Source organism: Bacillus sp. FSL K6-1366, assembly GCF_037976695.1.
Lineage (GTDB): Bacteria > Bacillota > Bacilli > Bacillales > Bacillaceae > Bacillus > Bacillus subtilis.
Window position 1 is genome coordinate 2,003,174 of the sequence record NZ_CP150268.1, and the last position, 22,122, is coordinate 2,025,295.

A 22,122-nucleotide genomic window follows, 5' to 3' on the forward strand; every position below is an offset into this window, starting at 1 on the left:
GGCTCTTTCACATTTGGCATTATTTTTTTGTATAGCGCACCCAGTCATAATGAGCGTATAGCGGATTTACACCATTGTAGGAGCCAAGCCATTCATCGACACCCGTGCCATTCCACAAGTTCATCATGATCTTTCCAGGTGTTGTCGGAATTTGGTTTGTTGCAGTATGTTTTAATTGCCCGTCGACATACCATTTAATAGAGTTTGGCTGCCAATCGAATGCATACGTATGATAGGCATTGGCTGCATCAAACCCGAGATCAACAATCTTCTCATGGTTTCCTGCACCATTTGTATAATAGTTAAATTGAACCTTCGTTGTGTCTTTTCCTAAAAATTCGATATCAATCTCATCCCAAGGAGTTCCATCTGTTGGACCTGTGTAAGTGAAGAACGATGAAACGATCCCTGTGTTTTTAGCTGGTTTCATTCTGACTTCATAAAGTCCATAGCCATATGTTTGAACAGAACGGTTTTCCCCGCAGTCAAACTTGTTATAAGATGGGCTTGTTAGCGCTAAACGCATTTCACCCAATGACGTCATTGATACGTTATTAGCCCGCCACGTGCAGTTGAACATATTTCCATTCGAATAACCATCTGCTTTTTGCCAAAAACCGGAGTTATAGCCGTTAAAAGGGTCAAAAAACGATCCACCTGTTTGAGCCGAGGCAGTAGAAGTGACTGCAAACAAACTCATAAACAATCCAGTGACAAGAAGCAGCAACACTCGTTTCAGATAAGGCATATTGGCATTCCCCTCTCATTGAAAGCGTTTTCTATGTTGATCTTACATGATTCTTTTAAAAGGGAACATCGGTCAAAATAATGATAATACCGAATCTTACTTACTTGAATCCTGTAACTATCATCATCTTCCCTCTGAAAAAAATAAAAACCTAAATTACCATCAGCACAGACAGAGATGATCCGCACTCATTGTAATTTAGGTTTTGCCTGCTTTATCAGTAACAATCCTAACATTATCATATGGAAATGTAAGAAAAAAACGAACACACGAAAATAAAAATGTCAGCGCTCTCATTATGCTTGTTTAACTACCCTTTCTATGTGAATGGTTAAATACAGCAGCTCGTCACTTGTGAGCTTGTGCTCATACTCCCGCTCAATGTAGGTTTGGATTTTCTTCGTGCATTCATACGCGCGATGATACTTTTCTTTCACTGTATCCAGCAAAAAATCGTCCTGGCTTTCCATGTGAGTGCCGTTAAAAAGACGCTGCGCGAAAAACTTTAAGTGGGTGACGAACCGATAATAGTGAAGCGATTCTTCGTTGAATTCAATCTTAAAATGGTATTTTACAATACTCAAAATCTCTTGCATGACTTTTGTAATGTTGATGATATTGGGCATCTCTTCGTTCAGCTCGGCATTTACAATATGCAGAGCAATAAAGCCTGCTTCATCCTCTGGCAGAGACACACCAGTCTTATTTTTTACCATAACCAACGCTTCTTTGCCGATCGCAAATTCGTCTTTGTACAGCCGTTTTGTTTCCCACAGCAAGGCGTTTTTGATATCAAGCCCTTTCTGGTTGCGCTGGATGGCAAAGTTAATATGGTCGGTCAGCGACACATAGATGCTGTCGTTGAGCTTTTTGCCGAGCTGTAATTTTGCGTAGCTGATAATCTCTTCGGATACTTCCATACACTCGATCGGTATATCATACAAAAGGGTTTTGAACTTTTCTGATACATCCTTGTTATCGAGCGTGAACACTTTCTCAATGCGGGCTTCATCGACATCATCGCCGGACTTTTTCTGAAACGCGAGCCCCCTGCCCATGACGACCAATTCTTTCCCTTGTTCATTGACCACGCTGATCACATTATTGTTGATCACCTTCGCAATTTTCATGACATGTCCCTCCAATCAACTAAGAACAGACTATATCTTGATTGTACATTCTTTTTGTACTAGGTCAATATCATCAGGGAAAGACGGAAGCTGATCAGTACAATTCACTCCGTACCTGCTGTCCGGGCTGTTTTTGAAGCAGCGCCTCCAGATGGCGTTCAAATGATGCCTTGTCAGCTTTCTGCTTTCTGACAATGCTGTTCATGATTTTGACGCTTTCGGCGCTGTATTGTGTATATTGTTTTTTCAGCTGATCCAGCTGCTGTCTTGTCTTCTTCGCGTTTTTCGGTGTGACTTGGCCGATGAGTTTGATCATACTGTCTGCGGTCTCAAAAAAAGCGGCTCTATTTTCTGTCAGCTGCTGAATTTCGATCCGGCTCATGTCTTGATTACGCGTTTTTTGTAGCAAGGCGACCGCCTCGCTGTTTTGTTTTTTGAGCGATTTGTTCTCAAGCTTAATCGATTCGAGATTCTCCTTCGCAATGTCTGCTTCTTCTTCAGTCATGCTGCTTCGCACGAAGTATTCTGGATTGCCGATTCCATAATCAAATGCTTCGCTCACTTGTATCATGGAACTGAACACAATGGCCAGCTGCCTGTCGCTTGCGAGGGCTTGGAAATCCTGCTTTTTCTTACTGCTCATCGGTTTGGCTTCGGTTTGTTTTACTGTCTTTTGATCACAGTCTGCGAACATCTGAGCCTCACCTTCACTTTCGCATGCGCTCATCACAAGAACTGTGACCAGCAGGCTTATACACAAGCCTATTCGCCTCATGCTCTGTCTCCTCTCTGCTGAATCCCTTCTGGAAAATACCATAAAATATAGTTAAATGGTACCAGATTCACCTAACCCCAGCAATAAATCAAAAGTATGATTTGAAGCGCAAAAGCATAAATATTTTGTAAAAATTGACGTGCATTCCATTCTTTTCAGGCCCAATTCTCGTACAATAGAAGTATCGTTACCGGAGAGGGGGCTCTGATGATGAAACGTTTTACGAAACAAGAAAACAGCTGGGTATTATATGACTGGGCAAATTCTGCTTACTCAATTGTCGTGACCACCGCGGTATTTCCGTTATTTTATAAATCAGCTGCTGCGGAAAGCGGTGTCAGCGCCGCTCAATCGACTGCCTATCTGGGCTATACCATTGCGATTTCAACGTTTATTCTTGCGATGCTCGGCCCTATTTTAGGCACAATCGCCGACTATGAAGGGTGCAAGAAAAAGTTCTTCGGTTTCTTTGTGTCAGCCGGTGTCGCCAGCACCGCGATGCTCGCCTTTATCCCTAGTGAGCATTGGCTGCTATTGTTGCTGTTTTATACGATATCGGCTATCGGTTTTTCCGGCGCCAATGTGTTTTATGATGCCTTTCTCGTGGACGTCACGCCTGAGAAGCGGATGAATCTCGTCTCGGCACGGGGTTTTGGCTTAGGATACATTGGAAGCACGATTCCATTTATCATCAGTATTGCTGTCATCCTGCTCGCACAAGCAGAGACGATTCCAGTGTCTGTATCGGCCGCAAGCCAGCTGTCCTTCTTCATAACGGCTGCCTGGTGGGGGCTGTTCACCATCCCAATGATTAAACATGTCCATCAACGCTATTACATCAAAAAAGAACCTCATATTGTCATCAACAGCTTTAAGCGGCTCGGCCAAACGATGAAACGGATCAGGCAATACCGGGCACTTTTCCTCTTCTTGCTCGCTTATTTCTTTTATATCGACGGAGTCGGCACAATTATTACGATGTCGACATCCTATGGATCAGATTTAGGGATCGGTTCCTCAAGCCTTCTGATCATCCTATTTGTCACTCAGGTGGTCGCTGCACCGTTTTCGATTATATTCGGAAAACTGGCAGAACGCTTCACGGGGAAGACCATGCTGTACGTCGGGATCGTCATTTATATGATCGTCTGCGTGTATGCCTATTTTATGAAGACAACGATTGATTTCTGGATACTTGCTATGCTTGTCGCCACCTCGCAGGGCGGTATTCAAGCCCTCAGCCGTTCCTATTTCGCCAAGCTTGTGCCAAAGCGCCACGCCAATGAATTCTTTGGCTTCTACAACATTTTTGGAAAATTCGCCTCAATTATGGGGCCGCTGCTCATTGCCATGACCGCCCAGCTGACCGGGAAATCCTCGACTGCGGTGTTCAGTCTGATCATTTTGTTTGTAATTGGTATTGTGATTCTTGCCTTTGTTCCGGAGGAGACCAGCGCCAATGTCAGCCAGCAGCAAAATGACCTGCCCCTTTAACTGGGAGCAGGTCATTCATCATTTATTCGCTTTATTCACCTTCAGCTTTTTCCCTTTGACGGTTGTGTTCTTCATCACTTTGAGAACATGAGGGCCTTTACCATTTAAAATCTCAACGTATGAGGCGTTATCCATGATCGTAATGATGCCGATGTCGTCAGCTGACACACCGTCAATTTTAGCTATCGTTCCTACAAAATCAACGGCTCTGATTTTCTTTTTCTTTCCGCCGTTAAAATACAGCTTCATAATGTCTTTATTCAGCTCTTCGCTTTTGTCCTTTTTGCTTTCCGGACGGTCATTCATTTTAGCTAGAAATTCTGGTTTCTTCCTTGCCACTTCCTCTTGAGAAGGGGCTTCTATTTTTTGAATCTCAAATCCGATATATTCTTCAATGTCGGCTAAAAACCGTTTTTCGAAGGCCGTGACAAACGAAATGGCCTTTCCTTTGTTCCCTGCGCGTCCCGTTCGGCCCGTGCGGTGGACATAGCTTTCTTTTTCAAGCGGCAGATCATAGTTGATGACAAGGGAGATATTTTCAATATCAATCCCGCGCGCGGCGACATCCGTTGCGACTAAGTAACGGTACTCGCCACGTTTAAATTCATTCATGACGTCGAATCGGTCTTCCTGAATCATTCCGCCGTGAATTTTATCGCATGGATATCCTAAGTCATCCAATTCATCGGTCAGCTGATTGACGTGCTCCTTCGTTCGGCAGAAAATGATGCAGCTGTCGGGATTCTCCGTCATCAGCACATCTTTCAGCAATGAAAATTTATGCTCTTCTCTTACTTGAATCACCGCATGTTCAATATTTCTTGTGGTAAGCCCGGCCGCTTTGATTTCGATATGCTCGGGGTTTTGCATATATTGACGGCTCAGCTTCTCGATATCCTGCGGAAGCGTCGCCGAAAACAGCATCGTCGTACGCTCAGTCGGCAGATGCTTGATAATCGCCTCCACCTGCTCAATGAAGCCCATATTCAGCATCTCATCCGCTTCATCAATGACCAAATAAGAGAGACGATCCAACGGCAGCGTGCCTTTTTCGATATGATCCAGAACACGTCCCGGCGTGCCGACAACAATGTGGCTTTTTTGCTTAAGCTCAGCTTTTTGTTTATCAAAGGAGGATTTTCCAAATACGGCTGTCGCTTTGATCCGTTTAAATCGTCCGATGTTCGTGATATCTTCCTTTACTTGCACCGCAAGCTCACGGGTTGGAGTTAAAATAAGCGCCTGCGGCTTGTTTTCATCCCAATCCGCCAGCTCACAGAGAGGAATCCCGAACGAAGCCGTTTTCCCGCTTCCCGTCTGTGATTTGACGACAAGATCCTTTCGTTCAAGGGCAGCGGGGATCACGCTCTGCTGCACCTTGGTCGGTTCTGTATATCCCAGTCCTTCCAATGCTCGTAAAATGTCATGACTGATTTGATAGTTTTTAAAATGACTCATGTATAAACTCCTGTCTCTTGCAGATGTTCTCATTATACTCTAATTGACGAAGGCATATGTGTTTTGTCGAAAAAATGACGTGTTAAAAGCCATCGATTCCCTGGCGTTTTAGCTCTTGAACAGCCAATCGCGCCAGTGCGTCGGCCCCCGTGCGGTTCGGGTGCAGCGTATCTCCATCCATATAAAGCCCAAGTGTTTTTTCCGGACCGATCGATGTAAAGTATGCCGAGCTGAGGACATTTAAGTCAATGAGGTGTGTTTTTTCCTCTTCGGCCAAAGCTAAAATAGAAGCCCTGTACCATCTGTTTACAGACGAATGGATGCCCTCAGAAGTAAAATCGGTCGCCCGGCCCTGGGGTGTTGATAGGATGACGTCCGCTCCTTTCGCTTTCACCTGACGAATCATATCACGCATCATCTCTTTAAATTCCGCTTCAGATTCATTATGCTTCGGATTTGTGTCATTAATGCCGAGCTGCAACATAAAATAATCCCCCGGCTTGATGTACTTCAAGATCGCCTCAAGCTGTCCATCATTTCTGAACCCTCTCGCGATCTGCCCGCCAGACGCCATGTTTCTCACTTGAAAGGTGTGTTTATCGATATAGTGAGGCAGCATCTGCCCCCAGCCCGCCTGCTTGCTGCTGTTGAGCGGATAATAATTGCACACCGTCGAGTCGCCGCCGATATAAATGGTTCGGTTCGTCACCGGCTGATCAGACAATTTCTTTATTTTCAAGGCGCTAAGCGTAAAAGCGGTGCCAGCTTTCCCCTCTGTCACCAGCAGATTCAGCTGCCCGTCGGTGACGGGAATTTGGAACGTATCCTCCGCGCCATCCCCTGTCATATTGATGACCTGAAACACGCCCTCCGCTGCCACACTGGCCCTTGCCGTATTGCCAAGCGTCACCTTCACCTCATAAAGGCCGTTCGGGAGATCCACATTAAACGTGTTATTGCTTTTCGTCCCATACGCTAAAAACTGAACCGCATCACTCTTCACACCAGTCCCGGATGCCGCCACATCCTTCATATTCTCCGGTGTTTGAAAACCGTAGCCCTTTGATCGGTCATACCGATCAGACGCCCTGACACCAATATAACCAGGCTCCATCGAACCGCTTCCAAAGTCAAACTGATACACCTTCGGCTCCACTGCCTTCACACTCTCAATCCCGTCAAAACCCAGCATCAGCATCATCACAAAAACCGTTGCCATCCATTTTTTCATCAAGACTCCCCCTCTATGAAAACGCATACATTAATGCATACTCGGTGATTGTTTCTTTATGATGGCTGAAGGGAGAAAAAAATGGCGTTGAGGAATAAAAATGAGGGGAGAGTCTCAAGAAGGGGAAAATCAGTGTGACTTCTTGTCACACTTGATCACATCCCAACCTCCGCAATAGAAGCTTATTTGATCTGCTTCGTCATACACATAATAACGGAGTCTTTCCCATTGATCGTCAGTCGGTTCAATCTCCAACTCAACCGCATCGATGGATTCAAGGTCATCCAGCCTTGATGCACTAATGTCTTCAAACCGCAAATGAATGTCACAGGTTTGAGCAGATAGTTTTAATTCAAACACAGGAATATGAATATAACGATCATCTTCTTTCATATAGAAAGAAAACTCGTTGAATGTAAATGGACCTGTATCCGCATCAGAAAGATGTTTTTTCACTTTTTCGTATTGTGTGATATTCAAATGGATTCCTCCTATTTTTAGTTACCGCTAACCATATAGATGTCAACAGCATCATATTCAAACCACATGATCCCTTCGCCTGAGTCCGTTAGGCATTGGAGCTTCCCTTCTGAAAAATAGCTTTTATCCGGTTGAGGATCAGTGATCAGAAAAACATCATCATTTATAGAAGCTAACAGAAAGAGAAAATCTGCAATGTCCCGGTCTGCTTCATGTACTACGCATTGGAAATGAAATTGCCTTTTCGCCAGCTTCGTCACCTTGTAAGCATAGCCTTTGACAAACTCTGACAGGTCTTCTATAAATGAGCCAGTCGTTATCACCTGTATCATGATTCGCTCACAGGTAAGCCCTTGCCAAAAACGATAAAACGACTCTGCATCTTTAAGTTCGCATGACGTAACGATTTGGTCAGGTTTAAGATCAACCATGTCCAAATTGCCGATACTGCTTATAGAGGTTTTTTCCATAAAACCTTCCCCCTTATCAGTTGGATAGCGCAACACAAATCTCTTGTCTGACTTGCTCATACAAGAGAATGTGATGATACAGTTCGTTATTGTTTTTGATCATTGCCGGTGGTATTTCAGGATATAGCTCAAAAAAGCTTTTCTCCAACGAATGCCGCTGATGCCAGGGCATCCTTTTATTCGCCAGGACATAATCCAAACTGCCGGCAACAAGCATAAAAAACTCATGTATTTCCGCTTCAAAGCCGTACATTTCATCAGGGTACGGCTTGTCCTCAAGCTCTCGCTGCCTCTTTCTCAGCTTTTGAAGCACGCTGATCCTCTCCCTCCGCACATGTTAAATAACAAACTCATTTATCTTGAAACAGGATAGGCGGATTATTATCTATCGCCTCCAACAGCTCTTCACCAAACACAGTGATTGTCAATTTCCACGGGTCTCCCAAAAGTCCCCAGGAGAAGTCCTGATGAAAAAAGAAATAATAGTCTCCATTTGGAAATACGGGAACAGGCCATTCGCCAAATTCATCCTTAGGCATTGCCTGATGAGGACTAAAGGTATATCCGTCATGCTGCCAATCTAGTGCGTACATTACATCGTTCTTTCCAGTACCTAATTGAAATGCTTTTAAAATAGAAGTCTCTAAATCACTTAGCACTCCGCTCACATCATTATGACCAGCTTTACTGCTCATCGCGCTTGAGATATCAAACACTCGATATGGATCAGGCGGGATGATGTGATGACATCTGCTTCCGGGCTTCCATTTTATGAGCTTGTTCACTTCTGACCAGATGCGGTCTTGTTTTGTCTGACTTAAAGCGCGCCAATTCATCATAATCTCATCCCTACACCTTATTGGATATCCTGCTTATAAACACCAGAAGAGGCCACTGCGTAAACAAGCGTAACTTGTCAGTTTCAGCTGTTGAACATCTAGGCCTTCACCGTTCGAATCACAGCATGTTATCTCTTCCATCTCTTGACTCACATCGGCAGAAATCAAATAAAGAGACGACTTAAGGTCTGCACTGTAATTATTGAACGTCCCAACCAAAAAACCTTCTTCAGATATCGCGAGCTGATCAAAATGCTTCTGAGTCCGGCTCTTTATCCGACAGAATCCACACCCGTCTCACGACAGTTTCGTCTTAGTTTTTAAATTTGCAGAGTATATATAATCATTACTATCGCTTTTTAATACCAACTAAGTTTTCAATATATTATATGCTCTATTGTTTTATATTTTTTTCAAGCCAATCATAGTCATTAAGAGTTGATATTTCATCAAAATAGTACATTCACTTTTCCTTTTACTAATTGAGAAAGCTTTTTTTCGCACCAATAATTTGAAATAACTGTATTATTGATTTAACATGTTAGCTTCATTGGAATAGGATTACAATATTTTTCTAGAATGTTTATGTTATTTTAAGAATCAAAAAAGGCCGCATAGGCCTTTTTACATTTTCTATTATTGCATTTGTTCAATATCCGTACCCTCAGCTGCCACATTCGCCTTCCCCTGCCTCCTGACAAGCGTCAAGGCCATGCCCGCAAAGATCAGCACGATGCCAAGCGTTTGATAGAGGTCAGGGCGGAAGCCTGTGAAGACGGTATCGAGCACGATCGCGACAGCGGGGTCGAGAAATACAATGATTGAAATAAATTTCGTTGATAAAAATCGTAAACTGTCAAAAAACAACAAATATACAATACCCGTATGGATGATGCCGGTAGATACCACCATAATCCAGTTTCCCTGAGATAGGTTAGCAAAAGCGCCAAAGTGAATAAACGGAATCAGGATGATAACCCCTAAACCCGTCTGCAAGAAGGTGGTCGTGTAAGGACTGAGATTGTGAATGCCTTTTCCCAATAAAGTGGTGAACGCATAAAACAGTGCGGCGAGAACTGCCCATATGATCCCTGATCCCATCAGCTGTGTCAATGAAGTGCTGCCGTTAATCCCGGAAATCAGCGCAGTTCCCAGAAAGCAGATGATAATGGAGCTGACGGAGATCACATTTAATTTCTCTCTGTAGAAGAAGCTCCCCAGAAGAAGAACAAGCACCGGCGCTAGATGATAAACGGAGATGGCAATTGTAACAGACGTTTCTTCAAAAGACTTAAATAAAAACACCCAGTTGAATACAAGAAAGAAACCGCACGCCAATGTTTGCAGCACGTCTCTCTTGCTCCATTTTTCAGTTTTATACTGGCCGGACGCCAGCCAGCAAAGGCCTAAAAACAGCGTCGCGCAAAGGCAGCGGACAAAGACCAATTCAAATGACGGCAGATTGGTATGCTCTGAGAAAAAGCCGATGGAGCCGAAAATCACCATAGAGATGACCATTTTGATTACGGCTGTTGATTTTTGTTTTGGTGTGATTGAGAGATCTTGCTGCATCAAGCGTATTCTACCTCCAATTATGTATAGGGAAAAGCACCCCAACTGCAAGGTGCTTTTCCTTTTTTATAGTTTCTTGCCGGCCGTCCAGCCGCCGTCTATGACAAAGTTTGAACCTGTAATAAAGTGCGCCTCATCAGAAGCCAAATACTTCATACAGGAAACGATATCACTCGGCTGCCCCCACGTATGAAGGGCATGGTTATCTTTGATCAGCTGAACCATTTCATCGTCTTGAAAATACTCTTCCGTTAATTCTGTTTGGATCACGCCCGGTGAAATGCTATTCACCCTGATCCCCTTTGATCCGAACTCCATAGCGAGCTGCTTCGTCAGTCCGATGATCGCATGCTTGGAAGACACATAGGCAGCCCGCGCAGGCTCTGCCATCAGCCCGGACACAGAGGCGATGTTGATTATACAGCCTCGTTTTCCCAGCTTTGACCACAGCCTTGCCGCATCTCGGGAAAGAATAAAGGCTGCCGTGAGATTAATGTCTATGACCTTTTTGAATGATTCTGCTGATAATTCAAGAACAGGGGTAATTTCCCTTATCCCTGCTGCATTAATTAAGATGTCCGGAATCAATTGGCTTTGTTCTAGCTTTGGCATCAAAGATTCCGCCTGCCGGACATCAGACAAGTCTGCTTTTTCCATGTGAAACTCACTGTTTACTATAAATTCTGACATTTTATTCGTTTGAATATCCACTCCAACGACTCGAAAGCCTTCTGTTAGAAATTGCTTTACCGCGGCAAAGCCGATTCCGCTATTTGCCCCAGTTATCATTATATTCTTTTTCTTCATCATTTTACATTCTGCCTTTTTTCATTTTGGTAATTTGTAATAATCTGAATATTATATTTGACAATATATTACAAATAATTTAGCATTGCACTACATCCTCTATTTTCCACATTTTCTATCATACAGGAAATTACTAAAAAAATCATCTACTTTTTAAGGAGAGATTCATATGGTTCAAGTTTCAAACGTACAAAAAGAGTTGACATCCGATATTTCTAAATATGCTTCTTTTTTAAAGGAAAACGGCTATTCGTATATCCCAGCAGATTTCTATCAGCAGAAAACAACGGACGCTGCAGTCCGCGAACTACAGCTTACATATGATGATTTGAAAGCTGATCCTAAAGGAGGCGGCCGTTACAGAGCGCATTCCCGCTACATTTTGGCTCCTCACTCCGACACTCTTGAATTAGATCCGGATAATGGATATTTCCAATCAAAAGAATATAATTATGATGATGGCGGTATCGTCAGACAATTTGAAAAAATATCAGATGAGTTTCTACAGCATCCTGTAACGCGGCACATGATACATTCAAATGTAGAAATGGCTCGCCAAACCGATTTTGTAGATTGGGAGAAAGAAGTGATCGTCGGGCTTCACCAAGTCAGATATCAAGTGACACCTGACGCGCCTTCATACAGCTCACCCATTTGGCTGCATCGTGACGATGAACCGCTTGTTTTCGTCCATCTATTTCAGCTGAGCGAAGATGCTATCGGAGGAGATAACTTAATTGCTCCGTCTGTTAGGCAAATTGATAAAGTGCTGCGGCTGACAGACCCGCTTGAGACACTTGCTCTCGGGCAAAAGGTCTTTCATGCGGTTACACCGGTCGGCACTGCCAATAGAGATGGTGCGCATCGAGATATATTATTAGTTACATTTTCTAACAGATAAAAAAAAAGCGCCCTTGGGCGCTTTTTTTACAAATCTATCGAACAATCAAAACCGGGCATGTTGATAATTGAGACACTTTATGGCTGACGCTTCCAAGCATCATTTCTTTCAGGCCGCTGATCCCCCGGCTGCCAACTACAATCAGGCTGACGCCTTTCTCTTTTGCGTGATTTAGTATCTCATGCGCCGGCTCGCCATTCGCGTAAATGATTTCAGCTTGAACGCCTTTTTCGGCTGCTTTTTCTTTTGCATTCTCAAGGATTTTCAGGCCCTCTTTTTTAACCTCGCTCCTGATTTCATCAATAAAGTGTTCAGGCACATAGACAATTCCCGTCAGAGAAGAAGTCGTGACGACGGCTTCTCTCCCCACATGAAGAATGCTTAGTTCCGCTTGCTGCTCTTTTGCCAAATGCACTGCGGCATCAAGCGCTTTTGCACTCATGTCTGATCCGTCAATCGCTACTAACATTTTGTTAAACATGCTCTTCCCGCCTTTCGGACTGTGGGTGGTTCATCTTTCTCTTTTATTGTCTGCCTGCATTTCGTTATTGTCAATTGAAGTGCATGAGTTTTCAAAAAATTGTCAGAGACTCTCTCCGTTTGTGGCGATGACCTGCTGATACCAGTTGAAGCTTTTTTTCTTGATACGATTAAATGTTCCATTTCCTTCATTGTCCCGGTCCACATAAATGAAGCCGTAGCGTTTTTTCATTTCCGCAGTAGATGCGCTGACAAGGTCAATTGGCCCCCATGATGTGTATCCGATTAATTCAACGCCGTCCGCAATGGCTTCGCGCACTTCAATTAAATGATCACGCAGATAGTTGATTCTGTAATTGTCCTGAATCGTGCCGTCCTCTTCAACCTTGTCTACAGCGCCAAGGCCATTTTCAACAATGAACAGCGGCTTCTGATAACGGTCGTATAAGGTGTTGAGCGTGATGCGCAAGCCTTTTGGATCAATTTGCCAGCCCCATTCTGATGATTTGAGGTAAGGGTTTTTGACTCCGCCCAGCAGGTTGCCTCCTGATTTTGCAAGCTCTTCCGGATCTGTGCTCGCCGCCATCGACATGTAGTAGCTGAATCCAATATAATCCACAGTATGTTCTTTCATGAGCTCTTCATCGCCTTCAGCCATTTCAATTTCAATATTGTTTTCTGCCAGATAGCGTTTCATATATCCCGGGTATGCGCCTCTTGCCTGAACATCTGAGAAGAAAAGTGTTTTGCGCTCATTCTCCATTGCCGCGAAGACATCCTCCGGCTTAGAAGTCATCGGATAGGTTGTCGTTGCCGCTATCATACAGCCGATTTTCGAATCAGGAATGATGTCGTGACCCGCTTTGACAGCAAGAGCACTGGCCACAAATTGGTGGTGTGCCGCCTGGTACATCGCGTTTAATTTGTTTTCTCCTTCTTCAAAGACAAGACCGCCCCCGGTAAATGGCGCATGGAGCACCACGTTAATTTCATTAAACGTCATCCAATACTTCACTTTGTGTTGATAGCGTTTGAAAACCGTTTTGGCATAGCGTTCATAAAACTCTATGACTTTGCGATTCTTCCAGCCGCCATAATTTTTCACTAAACCGAGCGGCATTTCATAATGAGAGATGGTTACGACAGGCTCAATATGATGCTTTAACAGCTCATCAAACAGATCATCATAAAAGCTGAGGCCTTCTTCATTGGGCTCCTCTTCATCGCCATTCGGAAAAATTCTCGTCCACGCAATCGATGTGCGGAACGCCTTAAATCCCATTTCTGCAAATAAGGCGATATCCTCTTTATAACGATGATAAAAGTCAATCCCGTTGTGATACAGATTCAAGGAAGTCATTGATTCATCAAATGGAGACATGATCCCGTTCGGCGATACGTCAGCTGTCGAAAGCCCCTTACCACCCTCGTTATAAGCACCCTCCACTTGGTTGGCAGCAACTGCGCCGCCCCATAAAAATCCTTCTGGAAATCGTTTTGCGTTTGAACTCATATTGATCACCCCATTAGTTTTTTCAAGATAAAGCAAGCAGCGCTTCTTTTGTCTGCACTTTACCGATCTCTTTTACCGGCGAAAATGAATATTGGTCTGTGTTGGTCACGATCACCAGGGTAATGACGTCATATCCCGCGGCTTTGATTTGCTCCAGATCAAAGGACACGAGCGGATCTCCCGGTGCGACCTTGTCGCCTTCTTTGACGTGAGCCGTGAACCATTGTCCCTCCAGCTTCACCGTGTCCAATCCAATGTGTATGAGTATTTCAGCTCCCTGATCACTCGTAATGCCAATTGCGTGTTTTGTTTTAAAAATGGTGGTAACGCTTCCACGAACAGGCGACACAACTTCTCCTTCTTCAGGCTCAATGGCAAATCCTTTTCCCATGATCCCGGCAGAAAATACTCCATCTTTGACTTCACTTAAGGCTTTCACTTCTCCCTTAATCGGGCTGTGAATGATCTCTCTGCTGCCCGGCTGCTGGCTGCCGTCAGAAGGCACATCCTCGAATCCAAGCAAATACGCAGCTGCTGTTCCCGCCGCAAACGCAATCACAAGGCCGATCATCGCGTAAATAAACGTTGGGCCGATAAAGACAGGGATGCTCGGGAGACCTGCATTCCCCCCGACGATATAGGAAGCAACACCCGTCATGCCGTAAAACGCGCCACCGGCTGCACCGCCAATCAAAGCGGCCGCAAACGGCTTTTTCAATCGCATATTCACGCCATACATCGCAGGTTCTGTGATCCCCATCAGCGCCGTGATGCTTGTGGTAAGCGCGAGTGATTTAAATTTTTTGTTTCTGGAGCGAAGGAAGACGGCAAATGATGCTCCCGCCTGCCCCATATTCGCCAAAAACATAGCCGGCAGTAAATAATCGTGGCCGTTTTGAGCGATGTTGTTGATCATGATCGGCACAAAGGCATAGTGCATGCCCGTCATAATGATTAAAGAGAATGTACCCGCCAGCAAAATCATCGCCACAAGCCCTGCATGATCAAACAAATAATTGACCCCAGAAGACAAGTATTCTCCTAAAATAGCGCCAAGCGGACCGACTGTAATCAATGTCAGCGGCACGACAATCAATAATGTCAACGTCGGAACCACAATCAATTTGAGAGATGCGTGTGTAAAACGGTCAATCCATTTTTCTACGTACGAAGCAATCCAAATCGCCAGCAAAATCGGGATGACCGTTGACGAATAAGTGGCAGCGGTTACAGGAAGCCCGATAAAGGAAACCGGTTTCCCCGCACCGAGCAGGGCTGTCAAATCCGGATGCAGAATCGCCGCCGCAATGGCTGCCGCTACGTACGGATTGCTTCCGAATTTTCTCGCCGCACTCATCGCTAGCAGGAGCGGCAGGAAGTAGAACGCACCGTCACCGACAGCCGTCAAAATGACATGAACCTGGCTCTTCTCCGCCATCCAGCCAAACGTAACTGCCAGCGCAACAAGCCCTTTGATCATCCCCGCTCCCGCAATCGCAGGCAGAATCGGGGTAAACACACCAGAAATCACATCAAAGACCGCACTCAGCACATTCTTTTTCTTAGAGGATGAACCAGCGCTCCTCTCATCACTGAGATTGCTGTGCCGCACAATCGCCTGATACACCTTCGGCACATCGTTTCCGATAATGATTTGAAACTGCTCGCCGCTGATATTGGTGCCCATCACTCCAGGCAGTTGCTCCAGTTGACTGCGATCCGCCTTCGAATTGTCATGAAGATTAAAACGCAGCCTCGTCATGCAGTGAATCACGCGCTGAACGTTGTCTTCACCGCCTACGAGTTGTAATATGTCCTTCGATAATTTATCATAATCCATGTGTATACCTCCTTTTTATGGGGGGACTGCTGGGAGAAAGGTGGCCGCCTTTCTTCCAGCTTTTTTTGTATCAAATGCTGCATCACCTCCTAAAAGAGAATAAAAAAAACCTAAATGACACAGATTGCGAGAGTCTCCTCCTGCACCTGCACCATTTAGGTTTTGCCTGCTTTCGCAGTAACAATCCTGACGGGTCGTTTTATTTGTTTGTAGGATATACTTTAGCACTAGATTCGCGGGATGTCAACGCTTTCATTTTTTTGGTGTTGACTAAGGTGATTGCTCAATAAGGACTATTTTTTATAACGGTAAGCCATTTTGTATATTTTGTTTTTTCCTTACTAAAAAATCTTGAAACAAATTGCATAATCTATTTATATTTTTTTCATAGGAATGTAAATGCGAGTTACATCCGTTATTAAAAGGATGATAATGAATAAAACCCGCCATATCTTCAGGGTAATTCATATCTGCATAAACTTCCGCAAGCTTGCTCAAAAGTTCAATTCCATGATCACTATACTTTGATTTTACTTCAAGAAGAATAACATATCTCCATTTTCTTTTTTCAATAGCATAGAAACTATTTTCTTCAACTCGTAATATATTCAAAATGGCTTCTTCAATATCATCCTTGTCTCCCCAAGCCAGTTCTAGAATTTCTTCTCGTTGTACACCGGGATGGTTCATCAAATATTCAACAGCATAATTCATTACTTCAATTTTGTTTATCCACCCTTGCTTCAACCCAACGTAAAGAGTTTTCTAATCGTCATTTACATGATGTACTTTGAAAGTATTTAAAGCGATTTTTAATTTCTAACATCCTTGCTTTCATATATGTCATTAAACAAAAATAATTCCAAGTTGCTTTTTAAATATAACCTTTACCTTTGGTTCGTTATGAATATATATAAATAGATCAGAATTACATCTCTTTAATTGAGTAACATTTATAAACTTAGATTCAAAAACAAGCAACTCATTGGAGGTGAGACTTAGATTGCACTCCAAAGCGTATACATCCATTGTCAGAATCAGTTTAAAGCCTTTCATATCTTGGATAGAGTACATAAATATTTCTGCAAGGGGGTCACTCACCACGATTATTGGCTCGCTATCAAACAGTTCTAATAAATCATATTCATTGTAAGTAGTGAACATTTTTAAACTGCCCCTTAACTTTTTATTTGTTGTTGCTAGAAAAAGATGATAATTGTCAAAAACCTTGAAAGGTTTACTCTTCAAGGTTTTTCTTTATTATTATTTTAATGCCTGTTCTAATATGTTGATTTCATTATCTCCTACATCGTTTATAATGACACCACAAATATTGTCATCACAATCCAAACAAAATAATACGTGATTATTTTCTATAAGAGCTTCTATCTCATGAGCTGAAAATTGAATATAAACTGTCTTATCTGTTATATATACGTTTAATATTCCTTTTTCATCGATATACGTTTCATTCCGTTGTCGGTCTACGCTAAGAACAGGAACCCCTTTTATTGGTTCAATGTTTTCAATATTCCATTCTTTAGATTTATAAACACTTTCACACAGAGTTAATGTAATAGAACGAATTTCTCCTGTTTTTTGTGCAAATCCTATTTCAATTAATGATTTTTTAAAATCTCCGGTTCTCCAGTATACCGTTTTATCTTCTGATATATCCCAATTTCCAAATTCTATATTAATTGGTGTATAGACATCAAATTCTACTTTCATAGGCTTTTTATCTCTACATTCTAATGTTTTTAACATAATTTCAAATGACCTTCTAATAATAGTTTCAAACCCTATTCCCGGATGACTTTCTTGAATGGATTTTTTTCAACCCAATGGCTCTTAAACTGTACGTTCACGTATTAGAAACTTATTGATATCCGTCTAAATCATTTAATTTTTTTATAAGTATTCTTTTCCTAAATATATAAATACCTAAAGGGAACAAAAAGAAAAATACACCATATGAAAAACCAGCAATTACATATAACTCTATATCGTTAACTTGATTGGTATTTGCTAACCATATTGTCGTGATAGTTAGAACTATTCCTGCTAGGGGCAAAACAATCTGAATGATTAATAATGATTCATTTATTTTTCTCAATAAAAATTTCTCATCTATCTTCTTCACTCTCTACAATCACCTTATGTATTTCTTCAGCTATTATTTATGGCAGTGTCAATCAAGGTTTCCTTCATAATTTTTTCTGATTATGTCCAAGAACAAAGCCTTCTCATAAAAAAATTTAAGTTTCCATTTTTATAATCATTTTACTTTTTATATTTAAACAGCCTCCCTTAAAAATTCTATACTTATCCTGTCAACCTTCATCTCAACATTTTTCCCAATTAAATAAGGATATTCAGAAAAATACTCATCTTCATCAGTAAGAACGATTCCTGCATCAATTGAATCCTCTTGTAAAACCCCCCTAATATAATATTGATATCCTAAACCAATCCGTTCTAATTCTTTTGTTTTTTCTATACTTTCACGAATAACTAACTCATCCAAAATCGTAAAACCAACTAACACAGGATATTTTTTCCCCACTTCAATTTCATAAGGACAGACAGATGAAAAACCTGTGAATTCAACCCCTTCAATTTCGAGTATCACTTCCTCTTCTATATGTGGATCAAGTCCTTTAATAAGTGCTTTATATATCATAGGAGAACCTCTTTGATTTTTATTATATTGAATGCGTTAAAACCTTGAAGGGCATTGTTGTCAATAAAAGCTTCATTATTTGCTAAGACTCAAAAGCCGTTTTTACTGGAAATACACCCTCTTCTTTTACTAAACAAACTGCTAATCTATGTGCAGCTCGATCAAAATAAAATGTTGACGGGAAGTCTTTAATTTCTTCTAACTCTGAAAATTCCCTAATTATTTTATTTAATTTCATTTTGCCCATAGTATTTTCATGAGGCCCCAATTTGTAAACCACAGTTTCATTATCTTCATATTCTTTTAGTAATAAAATGTATACCGCCACTGTTTATTCCTCAATTAGTAAAATTCAATTCACTCCACTTTTCTTTTATCCAACCTATTCTTTCATCAACTTCTTCTGCTGATAGAACGTCTCTTTTGTTTTTGTACTTAATACTTTCTTTTGCCCAGATTAAAATGATCTTGGTATATTCCACCGTCTCTATTGTGCATATACAATCTCCTTCATCTTCATCTGCGAAAATATCTTCAATCACTGTTTTATGTTTATCAGAACTAATTAAATTTAAATTCCCGCCACTTTCGAATATTGGTAATTCCCCAGACAATACTTTTAATAATTGTTCAATTTCTTCCTTTATGCTATCGAAATCACTAAATATATCAGATCCTAACGAATTACTAATAAGGTAACCATTTTTAAGTATTTTCTCTTTTTCCAAATCCAAAATGACTTCATCATAATCATTTATATATTCAATTGCATATTTATATCTGAGCAATATACTATCTCCGTTATTTCTTATTCACCGGTAGATGGTGTGAGGTAACGCAAGCAATATAATGAGTATTTCCCAATCATAATTAATTAGAAATTATTTTCCTCTCAGTTTCCAAAAAAATTCTTTCAGTAGTTCTTTTACTGTATATTTCAAATCAGAAGGATAATAGAAAACAGGCGATACAGTTCTAAAAAAATTGTTCATATGTTCAGTTGTGTTAAACATATAAACAATGTTTTCAATGTCGCTAAACATACTATCATCAGAAGAATTATTATATATTCTTCAAAACAGTGTATAACCACTTATGATACTCTCTATTCAAGACTTCAGAACGGCTATTAGAGACTATGTGGTCTAATAATGCATCTGCTCTTTCTTCAGTTTGTTCCCACGCCAATTCAAAGATATTCTCATCTTTAATATTAGGATTATTCACTAGATAATTAACCGCATAATTTGTTACTTCTTGTGAAGAAATTAACTTAAACTGCCTACTAATAAACAATGTAATCCAGTTACATTCAAATTCGTTTTTCTTGATTATCTCAACTGTATACACCATCTATCTCTTCCATGTGGTTATTTTACCTGAGTCTTTAAAATTATAAGCTGATCCTGCAATAGGAAAAGCTTATTCCACTTCACACCACTGTGTGAGAATAAGCTTTAAAAAGTTATCATTGACTTTTAAGCATTGTTGTATAAACAATTCTATAACAAATTATTAAGAATGAACCTTCTCAAGGAAGTCTTCAAGTATTTTCTTTACTGGGGCACTTGCTTTTGGCAACTTATCATTTATTCTCTGAAGTATGGATGGATCGTTCAATATCATTTGTTTACTCTCGGGAGTCACAAAGCTTCTTAGAGAATCTATGCATACCTCAAATAGCTCTTCATTATCAATACTAAGTAGTGATAGTAATATTGAAAATTCATGTGAACTTCCGTTATTATCCATACAGTATGCCAGTTTTTTTTGCCATTCCAAAGGTTTAGTAAGTGCTTCGTTTTTTAATTTTCCCCAATCATCTGCTCTAAAGTCTGACAATATATCACTTGCAATTATACAACCATCATCGTACCATGAGTCCTCAGTTGTTTCAGCAGATAAAAGATTATCTAATTCTCTATACATTTTTTATCACCTTTCAATTTACATCTCAAAAACCTGATGGACGAGGCGCATTTACCTTTCCTGTTGGGTAACCACTAGTTACCTCGTCACCATTTTTGATAACATCTATTTCCACTCCATTTTTTGATGCTCTATGCCAAGTTGATCTATCCCTCAACCTTGTAGATATAGGTGGTGTATTTCCAACCTCTATAATACTCTTAAGAATCTGATCATCATTCCACGATTCCGGAAATAATGTACTCTTTTTAATTTTAGAAATATTACCATCTACAAATTGCTTAGTAAACATAACACTTTTCGTCCCATCTGCATTAGTAGATAGTACTTCCACTGCGAAATTATCATTAGCGTTGTTTATACTTGAGGAATGTCCACCTATTAAAATATTTTTTGGAACTTTACGTTGTCCTTCCAATATTTTCGCTTCCATATCTGAGCTAATAACCGTCTTTGAAGATACCAATTTCTTACCTTCACTCGCACCCTTTGAAGCAACCTTATTAACCTCACCCTTACTTTCCTTCTCCGCAACATGTTTAGCCACATCTGTGACAACACGCTTCCCGCCTCGGACCGCCAATTTTTTAACAGCACCCTGAGGGCTTACCCACTCAATAAATTCATACTGCGTTCCAGCCAAAAATGAATCCAGTGGCTTAGCTCCGCCTACTTTATCCTCTGGAATGTAAGACACTTCTTCTAGCCGCTTTTTCCCTCCAGCGTAGAGTTCTCTCACAATTTGGCCGTTTTCATATACATAATATTTGCCGCCGACGTAGTCGATGCTTGCAGTATCACGAGTTAGTTCGTCAATCACTTCTATCGTATCTATCTTTTTTAATCCTTTATGATTATATAGTTTATCATTTACCACCCGTATGTCTCCATAGACTTTCAGGTGGGCTGCTGCTTCTTTCTGTAATACCGTTAAGTTACTATCATCAGCATGAATCTCGCGCTCGATCTTCTGTTGTTTGTCATCCATCATCACAGAATCAACGTTTGATTGCTTATGTTTCTCCAGTTTCTTCAGCATCATCTCCATCGGTGAATCATCCGACTGCTTCATTTGCGGGTTAATCGCGCCGAAGGTTTGGTTGATGTTTTCTTCTTCCTGTGATTTCAGAATGGAGCCGCTTTTGTAGCCTGTGATTTCAATTTTCGGGCCGGTGTACATGGTTTCGAGCTGGTCTATATATTTTTTCATCGTTTGAAAATCTGATTTTGCGGCTTCTAGTGCTTGGGTTTGCTGGCCGTCAAATTGAAAGAGCTTATTCAGGGTGTCTGAAATCAGTCGCTCAGCCTGTTCTGTTTCCATTCGGAAAAAGGTATCATTGACTGCCGGCAAGCTGACGATGTGGCCGATGGCTGATGTCTGGCGATTGACTGCATCAGTGAGCTGCTCTGTCACTTCTCGTGCATGCTTGACCCCATGTCTCGCATCGTGTGAGAGAAAAGCCTCTGCGATCATGCCGTGGGAGTCAGATTCTACAGAGGAAATCGCATGCTGTGTTTGTTTCAGCACTTTTTTGTATTCGTCGATAAACATGCCAAAGAAAAGGAGAAAAGGCTTGTGGCACTCCTCGTAAAAGGTCCGGATGGCATCTCCGCCTTTTCCTTTCAGCGCATCCTTCATGCCTGCCAGATGCTCAACGCTTTTTTCCAGCTTCTCCAGCTGTTGTTTTTGCTTGTCCAGTTTCTCAATCGTATGCTGAATGCCCTCGTGAAGAGCATGGACATCTAATGTTTTCAATCCCTTGTCCTCCCGC

At 41.6% G+C, this 22,122-nt stretch carries 25 protein-coding genes and 2 pseudogenes; 2 read left to right on the top strand and 25 right to left on the bottom strand.

Annotation, left to right across the window (positions count from 1 at the left end):
- Nucleotides 1–19: 19 nt before the first annotated feature.
- The 3 genes from bglS to MHI44_RS10470 form a co-directional block, all read right to left on the bottom strand.
- The gene (gene bglS / locus MHI44_RS10460; RefSeq protein ID WP_015483903.1) at nucleotides 20–748 is read right to left on the bottom strand and encodes a beta-glucanase; all 729 of its coding nucleotides are present in this window, start codon (nucleotides 746–748) and stop codon (nucleotides 20–22) included.
- Nucleotides 749–1,044: 296 nt separating this feature from the next.
- Nucleotides 1,045–1,878 (bottom strand): transcriptional antiterminator LicT, encoded by an 834-nt coding sequence (gene licT, locus MHI44_RS10465; RefSeq protein ID WP_003242598.1) that lies wholly within the window; start codon nucleotides 1,876–1,878, stop codon nucleotides 1,045–1,047.
- Between the two features lie 94 nt (nucleotides 1,879–1,972).
- On the bottom strand, nucleotides 1,973–2,653 hold the full coding sequence (locus MHI44_RS10470) for a hypothetical protein (protein WP_029318618.1): 681 nt from the start codon (nucleotides 2,651–2,653) through the stop codon (nucleotides 1,973–1,975).
- Nucleotides 2,654–2,860: 207 nt separating this feature from the next.
- On the opposite strand from MHI44_RS10470, the gene MHI44_RS10475 reads away from it, so the two are divergent.
- Nucleotides 2,861–4,147, top strand: coding sequence for an MFS transporter (locus tag MHI44_RS10475; RefSeq protein WP_339203456.1), 1,287 nt, complete (start codon nucleotides 2,861–2,863; stop codon nucleotides 4,145–4,147).
- An 18-nt stretch (nucleotides 4,148–4,165) separates the two neighbouring features.
- Here the strand turns inward: MHI44_RS10475 and dbpA are convergent, their stop codons facing one another.
- From dbpA to MHI44_RS10520, 9 genes and pseudogenes are all read right to left on the bottom strand, one after another.
- Entirely contained in the window at nucleotides 4,166–5,605 is a 1,440-nt protein-coding gene (gene dbpA, locus MHI44_RS10480) for an ATP-dependent RNA helicase DbpA (protein ID WP_038428034.1), read from the bottom strand.
- Nucleotides 5,606–5,687: 82 nt separating this feature from the next.
- Entirely contained in the window at nucleotides 5,688–6,836 is a 1,149-nt protein-coding gene (locus tag MHI44_RS10485) for a GDSL-type esterase/lipase family protein (protein WP_339203458.1), read from the bottom strand.
- A gap of 351 nt (nucleotides 6,837–7,187) precedes the next feature.
- Nucleotides 7,188–7,316, bottom strand: a pseudogene (locus MHI44_RS10490) (hypothetical protein); the annotation flags it as partial.
- 17 nt (nucleotides 7,317–7,333) lie between these two features.
- Complete coding sequence (locus MHI44_RS10495; RefSeq protein WP_339203460.1) at nucleotides 7,334–7,786, bottom strand: hypothetical protein; 453 nt, start codon at nucleotides 7,784–7,786, stop codon at nucleotides 7,334–7,336.
- 16 nt (nucleotides 7,787–7,802) lie between these two features.
- Complete coding sequence (locus tag MHI44_RS10500; RefSeq protein WP_024571833.1) at nucleotides 7,803–8,099, bottom strand: YxiJ family protein; 297 nt, start codon at nucleotides 8,097–8,099, stop codon at nucleotides 7,803–7,805.
- Between the two features lie 37 nt (nucleotides 8,100–8,136).
- Complete coding sequence (locus MHI44_RS10505; RefSeq protein WP_339203462.1) at nucleotides 8,137–8,625, bottom strand: DUF2716 domain-containing protein; 489 nt, start codon at nucleotides 8,623–8,625, stop codon at nucleotides 8,137–8,139.
- Between the two features lie 17 nt (nucleotides 8,626–8,642).
- Nucleotides 8,643–8,938: pseudogene (locus tag MHI44_RS10510) on the bottom strand (hypothetical protein); the annotation flags it as partial.
- A 323-nt stretch (nucleotides 8,939–9,261) separates the two neighbouring features.
- Entirely contained in the window at nucleotides 9,262–10,197 is a 936-nt protein-coding gene (locus tag MHI44_RS10515; RefSeq protein ID WP_247471907.1) for a DMT family transporter, read from the bottom strand.
- 66 nt (nucleotides 10,198–10,263) lie between these two features.
- A complete protein-coding gene (locus tag MHI44_RS10520) occupies nucleotides 10,264–11,007 on the bottom strand; it encodes an SDR family oxidoreductase (RefSeq protein WP_339203464.1) in 744 nt (247 codons plus the stop codon).
- A 166-nt stretch (nucleotides 11,008–11,173) separates the two neighbouring features.
- Here MHI44_RS10520 and MHI44_RS10525 point away from each other — a divergent pair, with 166 nt between their 5' ends.
- On the top strand, nucleotides 11,174–11,905 hold the full coding sequence (locus tag MHI44_RS10525; RefSeq protein ID WP_339203466.1) for a 2OG-Fe dioxygenase family protein: 732 nt from the start codon (nucleotides 11,174–11,176) through the stop codon (nucleotides 11,903–11,905).
- Nucleotides 11,906–11,939: 34 nt separating this feature from the next.
- On the opposite strand, the gene MHI44_RS10530 is transcribed toward MHI44_RS10525, so the two are convergent.
- The 13 genes from MHI44_RS10530 to MHI44_RS10590 all read right to left on the bottom strand — a co-directional run bounded on the left by MHI44_RS10530 (nucleotide 11,940) and on the right by MHI44_RS10590 (nucleotide 22,106).
- Nucleotides 11,940–12,386 (bottom strand): universal stress protein, encoded by a 447-nt coding sequence (locus tag MHI44_RS10530; protein WP_339203468.1) that lies wholly within the window; start codon nucleotides 12,384–12,386, stop codon nucleotides 11,940–11,942.
- A gap of 102 nt (nucleotides 12,387–12,488) precedes the next feature.
- Nucleotides 12,489–13,898, bottom strand: a complete 1,410-nt coding sequence (bglH, locus tag MHI44_RS10535) for an aryl-phospho-beta-d-glucosidase (protein ID WP_339203470.1) — start codon at nucleotides 13,896–13,898, stop codon at nucleotides 12,489–12,491.
- 22 nt (nucleotides 13,899–13,920) lie between these two features.
- Nucleotides 13,921–15,738 (bottom strand): PTS beta-glucoside transporter subunit IIABC, encoded by a 1,818-nt coding sequence (bglP, locus tag MHI44_RS10540; protein WP_339203472.1) that lies wholly within the window; start codon nucleotides 15,736–15,738, stop codon nucleotides 13,921–13,923.
- A gap of 300 nt (nucleotides 15,739–16,038) precedes the next feature.
- Nucleotides 16,039–16,485 carry a DUF2247 family protein gene (locus tag MHI44_RS10545; protein ID WP_212060120.1) on the bottom strand — a complete coding sequence of 149 codons (447 nt, stop codon included), beginning with the start codon at nucleotides 16,483–16,485 and terminating at the stop codon, nucleotides 16,039–16,041.
- A 99-nt stretch (nucleotides 16,486–16,584) separates the two neighbouring features.
- Nucleotides 16,585–16,986, bottom strand: a complete 402-nt coding sequence (locus tag MHI44_RS10550; RefSeq protein ID WP_339203474.1) for a hypothetical protein — start codon at nucleotides 16,984–16,986, stop codon at nucleotides 16,585–16,587.
- A 15-nt stretch (nucleotides 16,987–17,001) separates the two neighbouring features.
- Complete coding sequence (locus MHI44_RS10555) at nucleotides 17,002–17,505, bottom strand: hypothetical protein (protein WP_041521459.1); 504 nt, start codon at nucleotides 17,503–17,505, stop codon at nucleotides 17,002–17,004.
- Between the two features lie 112 nt (nucleotides 17,506–17,617).
- Nucleotides 17,618–17,881 carry a hypothetical protein gene (locus MHI44_RS10560; protein ID WP_014665973.1) on the bottom strand — a complete coding sequence of 88 codons (264 nt, stop codon included), beginning with the start codon at nucleotides 17,879–17,881 and terminating at the stop codon, nucleotides 17,618–17,620.
- Between the two features lie 153 nt (nucleotides 17,882–18,034).
- Nucleotides 18,035–18,421, bottom strand: coding sequence for a hypothetical protein (locus MHI44_RS10565; RefSeq protein ID WP_212060110.1), 387 nt, complete (start codon nucleotides 18,419–18,421; stop codon nucleotides 18,035–18,037).
- A gap of 82 nt (nucleotides 18,422–18,503) precedes the next feature.
- The gene (locus tag MHI44_RS10570) at nucleotides 18,504–18,749 is read right to left on the bottom strand and encodes a hypothetical protein (protein ID WP_130573038.1); all 246 of its coding nucleotides are present in this window, start codon (nucleotides 18,747–18,749) and stop codon (nucleotides 18,504–18,506) included.
- A gap of 10 nt (nucleotides 18,750–18,759) precedes the next feature.
- A complete protein-coding gene (locus MHI44_RS10575) occupies nucleotides 18,760–19,209 on the bottom strand; it encodes a hypothetical protein (protein ID WP_339203476.1) in 450 nt (149 codons plus the stop codon).
- 274 nt (nucleotides 19,210–19,483) lie between these two features.
- On the bottom strand, nucleotides 19,484–19,774 hold the full coding sequence (locus tag MHI44_RS10580) for a DUF2247 family protein (protein ID WP_224588581.1): 291 nt from the start codon (nucleotides 19,772–19,774) through the stop codon (nucleotides 19,484–19,486).
- Between the two features lie 162 nt (nucleotides 19,775–19,936).
- Nucleotides 19,937–20,350, bottom strand: a complete 414-nt coding sequence (locus MHI44_RS10585) for a hypothetical protein (protein WP_015483915.1) — start codon at nucleotides 20,348–20,350, stop codon at nucleotides 19,937–19,939.
- Between the two features lie 25 nt (nucleotides 20,351–20,375).
- Nucleotides 20,376–22,106: a T7SS effector LXG polymorphic toxin gene (locus tag MHI44_RS10590; RefSeq protein ID WP_339203477.1), complete on the bottom strand. Its 1,731-nt coding sequence runs from the start codon at nucleotides 22,104–22,106 to the stop codon at nucleotides 20,376–20,378.
- Between the last annotated feature and the right edge of the window lie 16 nt (nucleotides 22,107–22,122).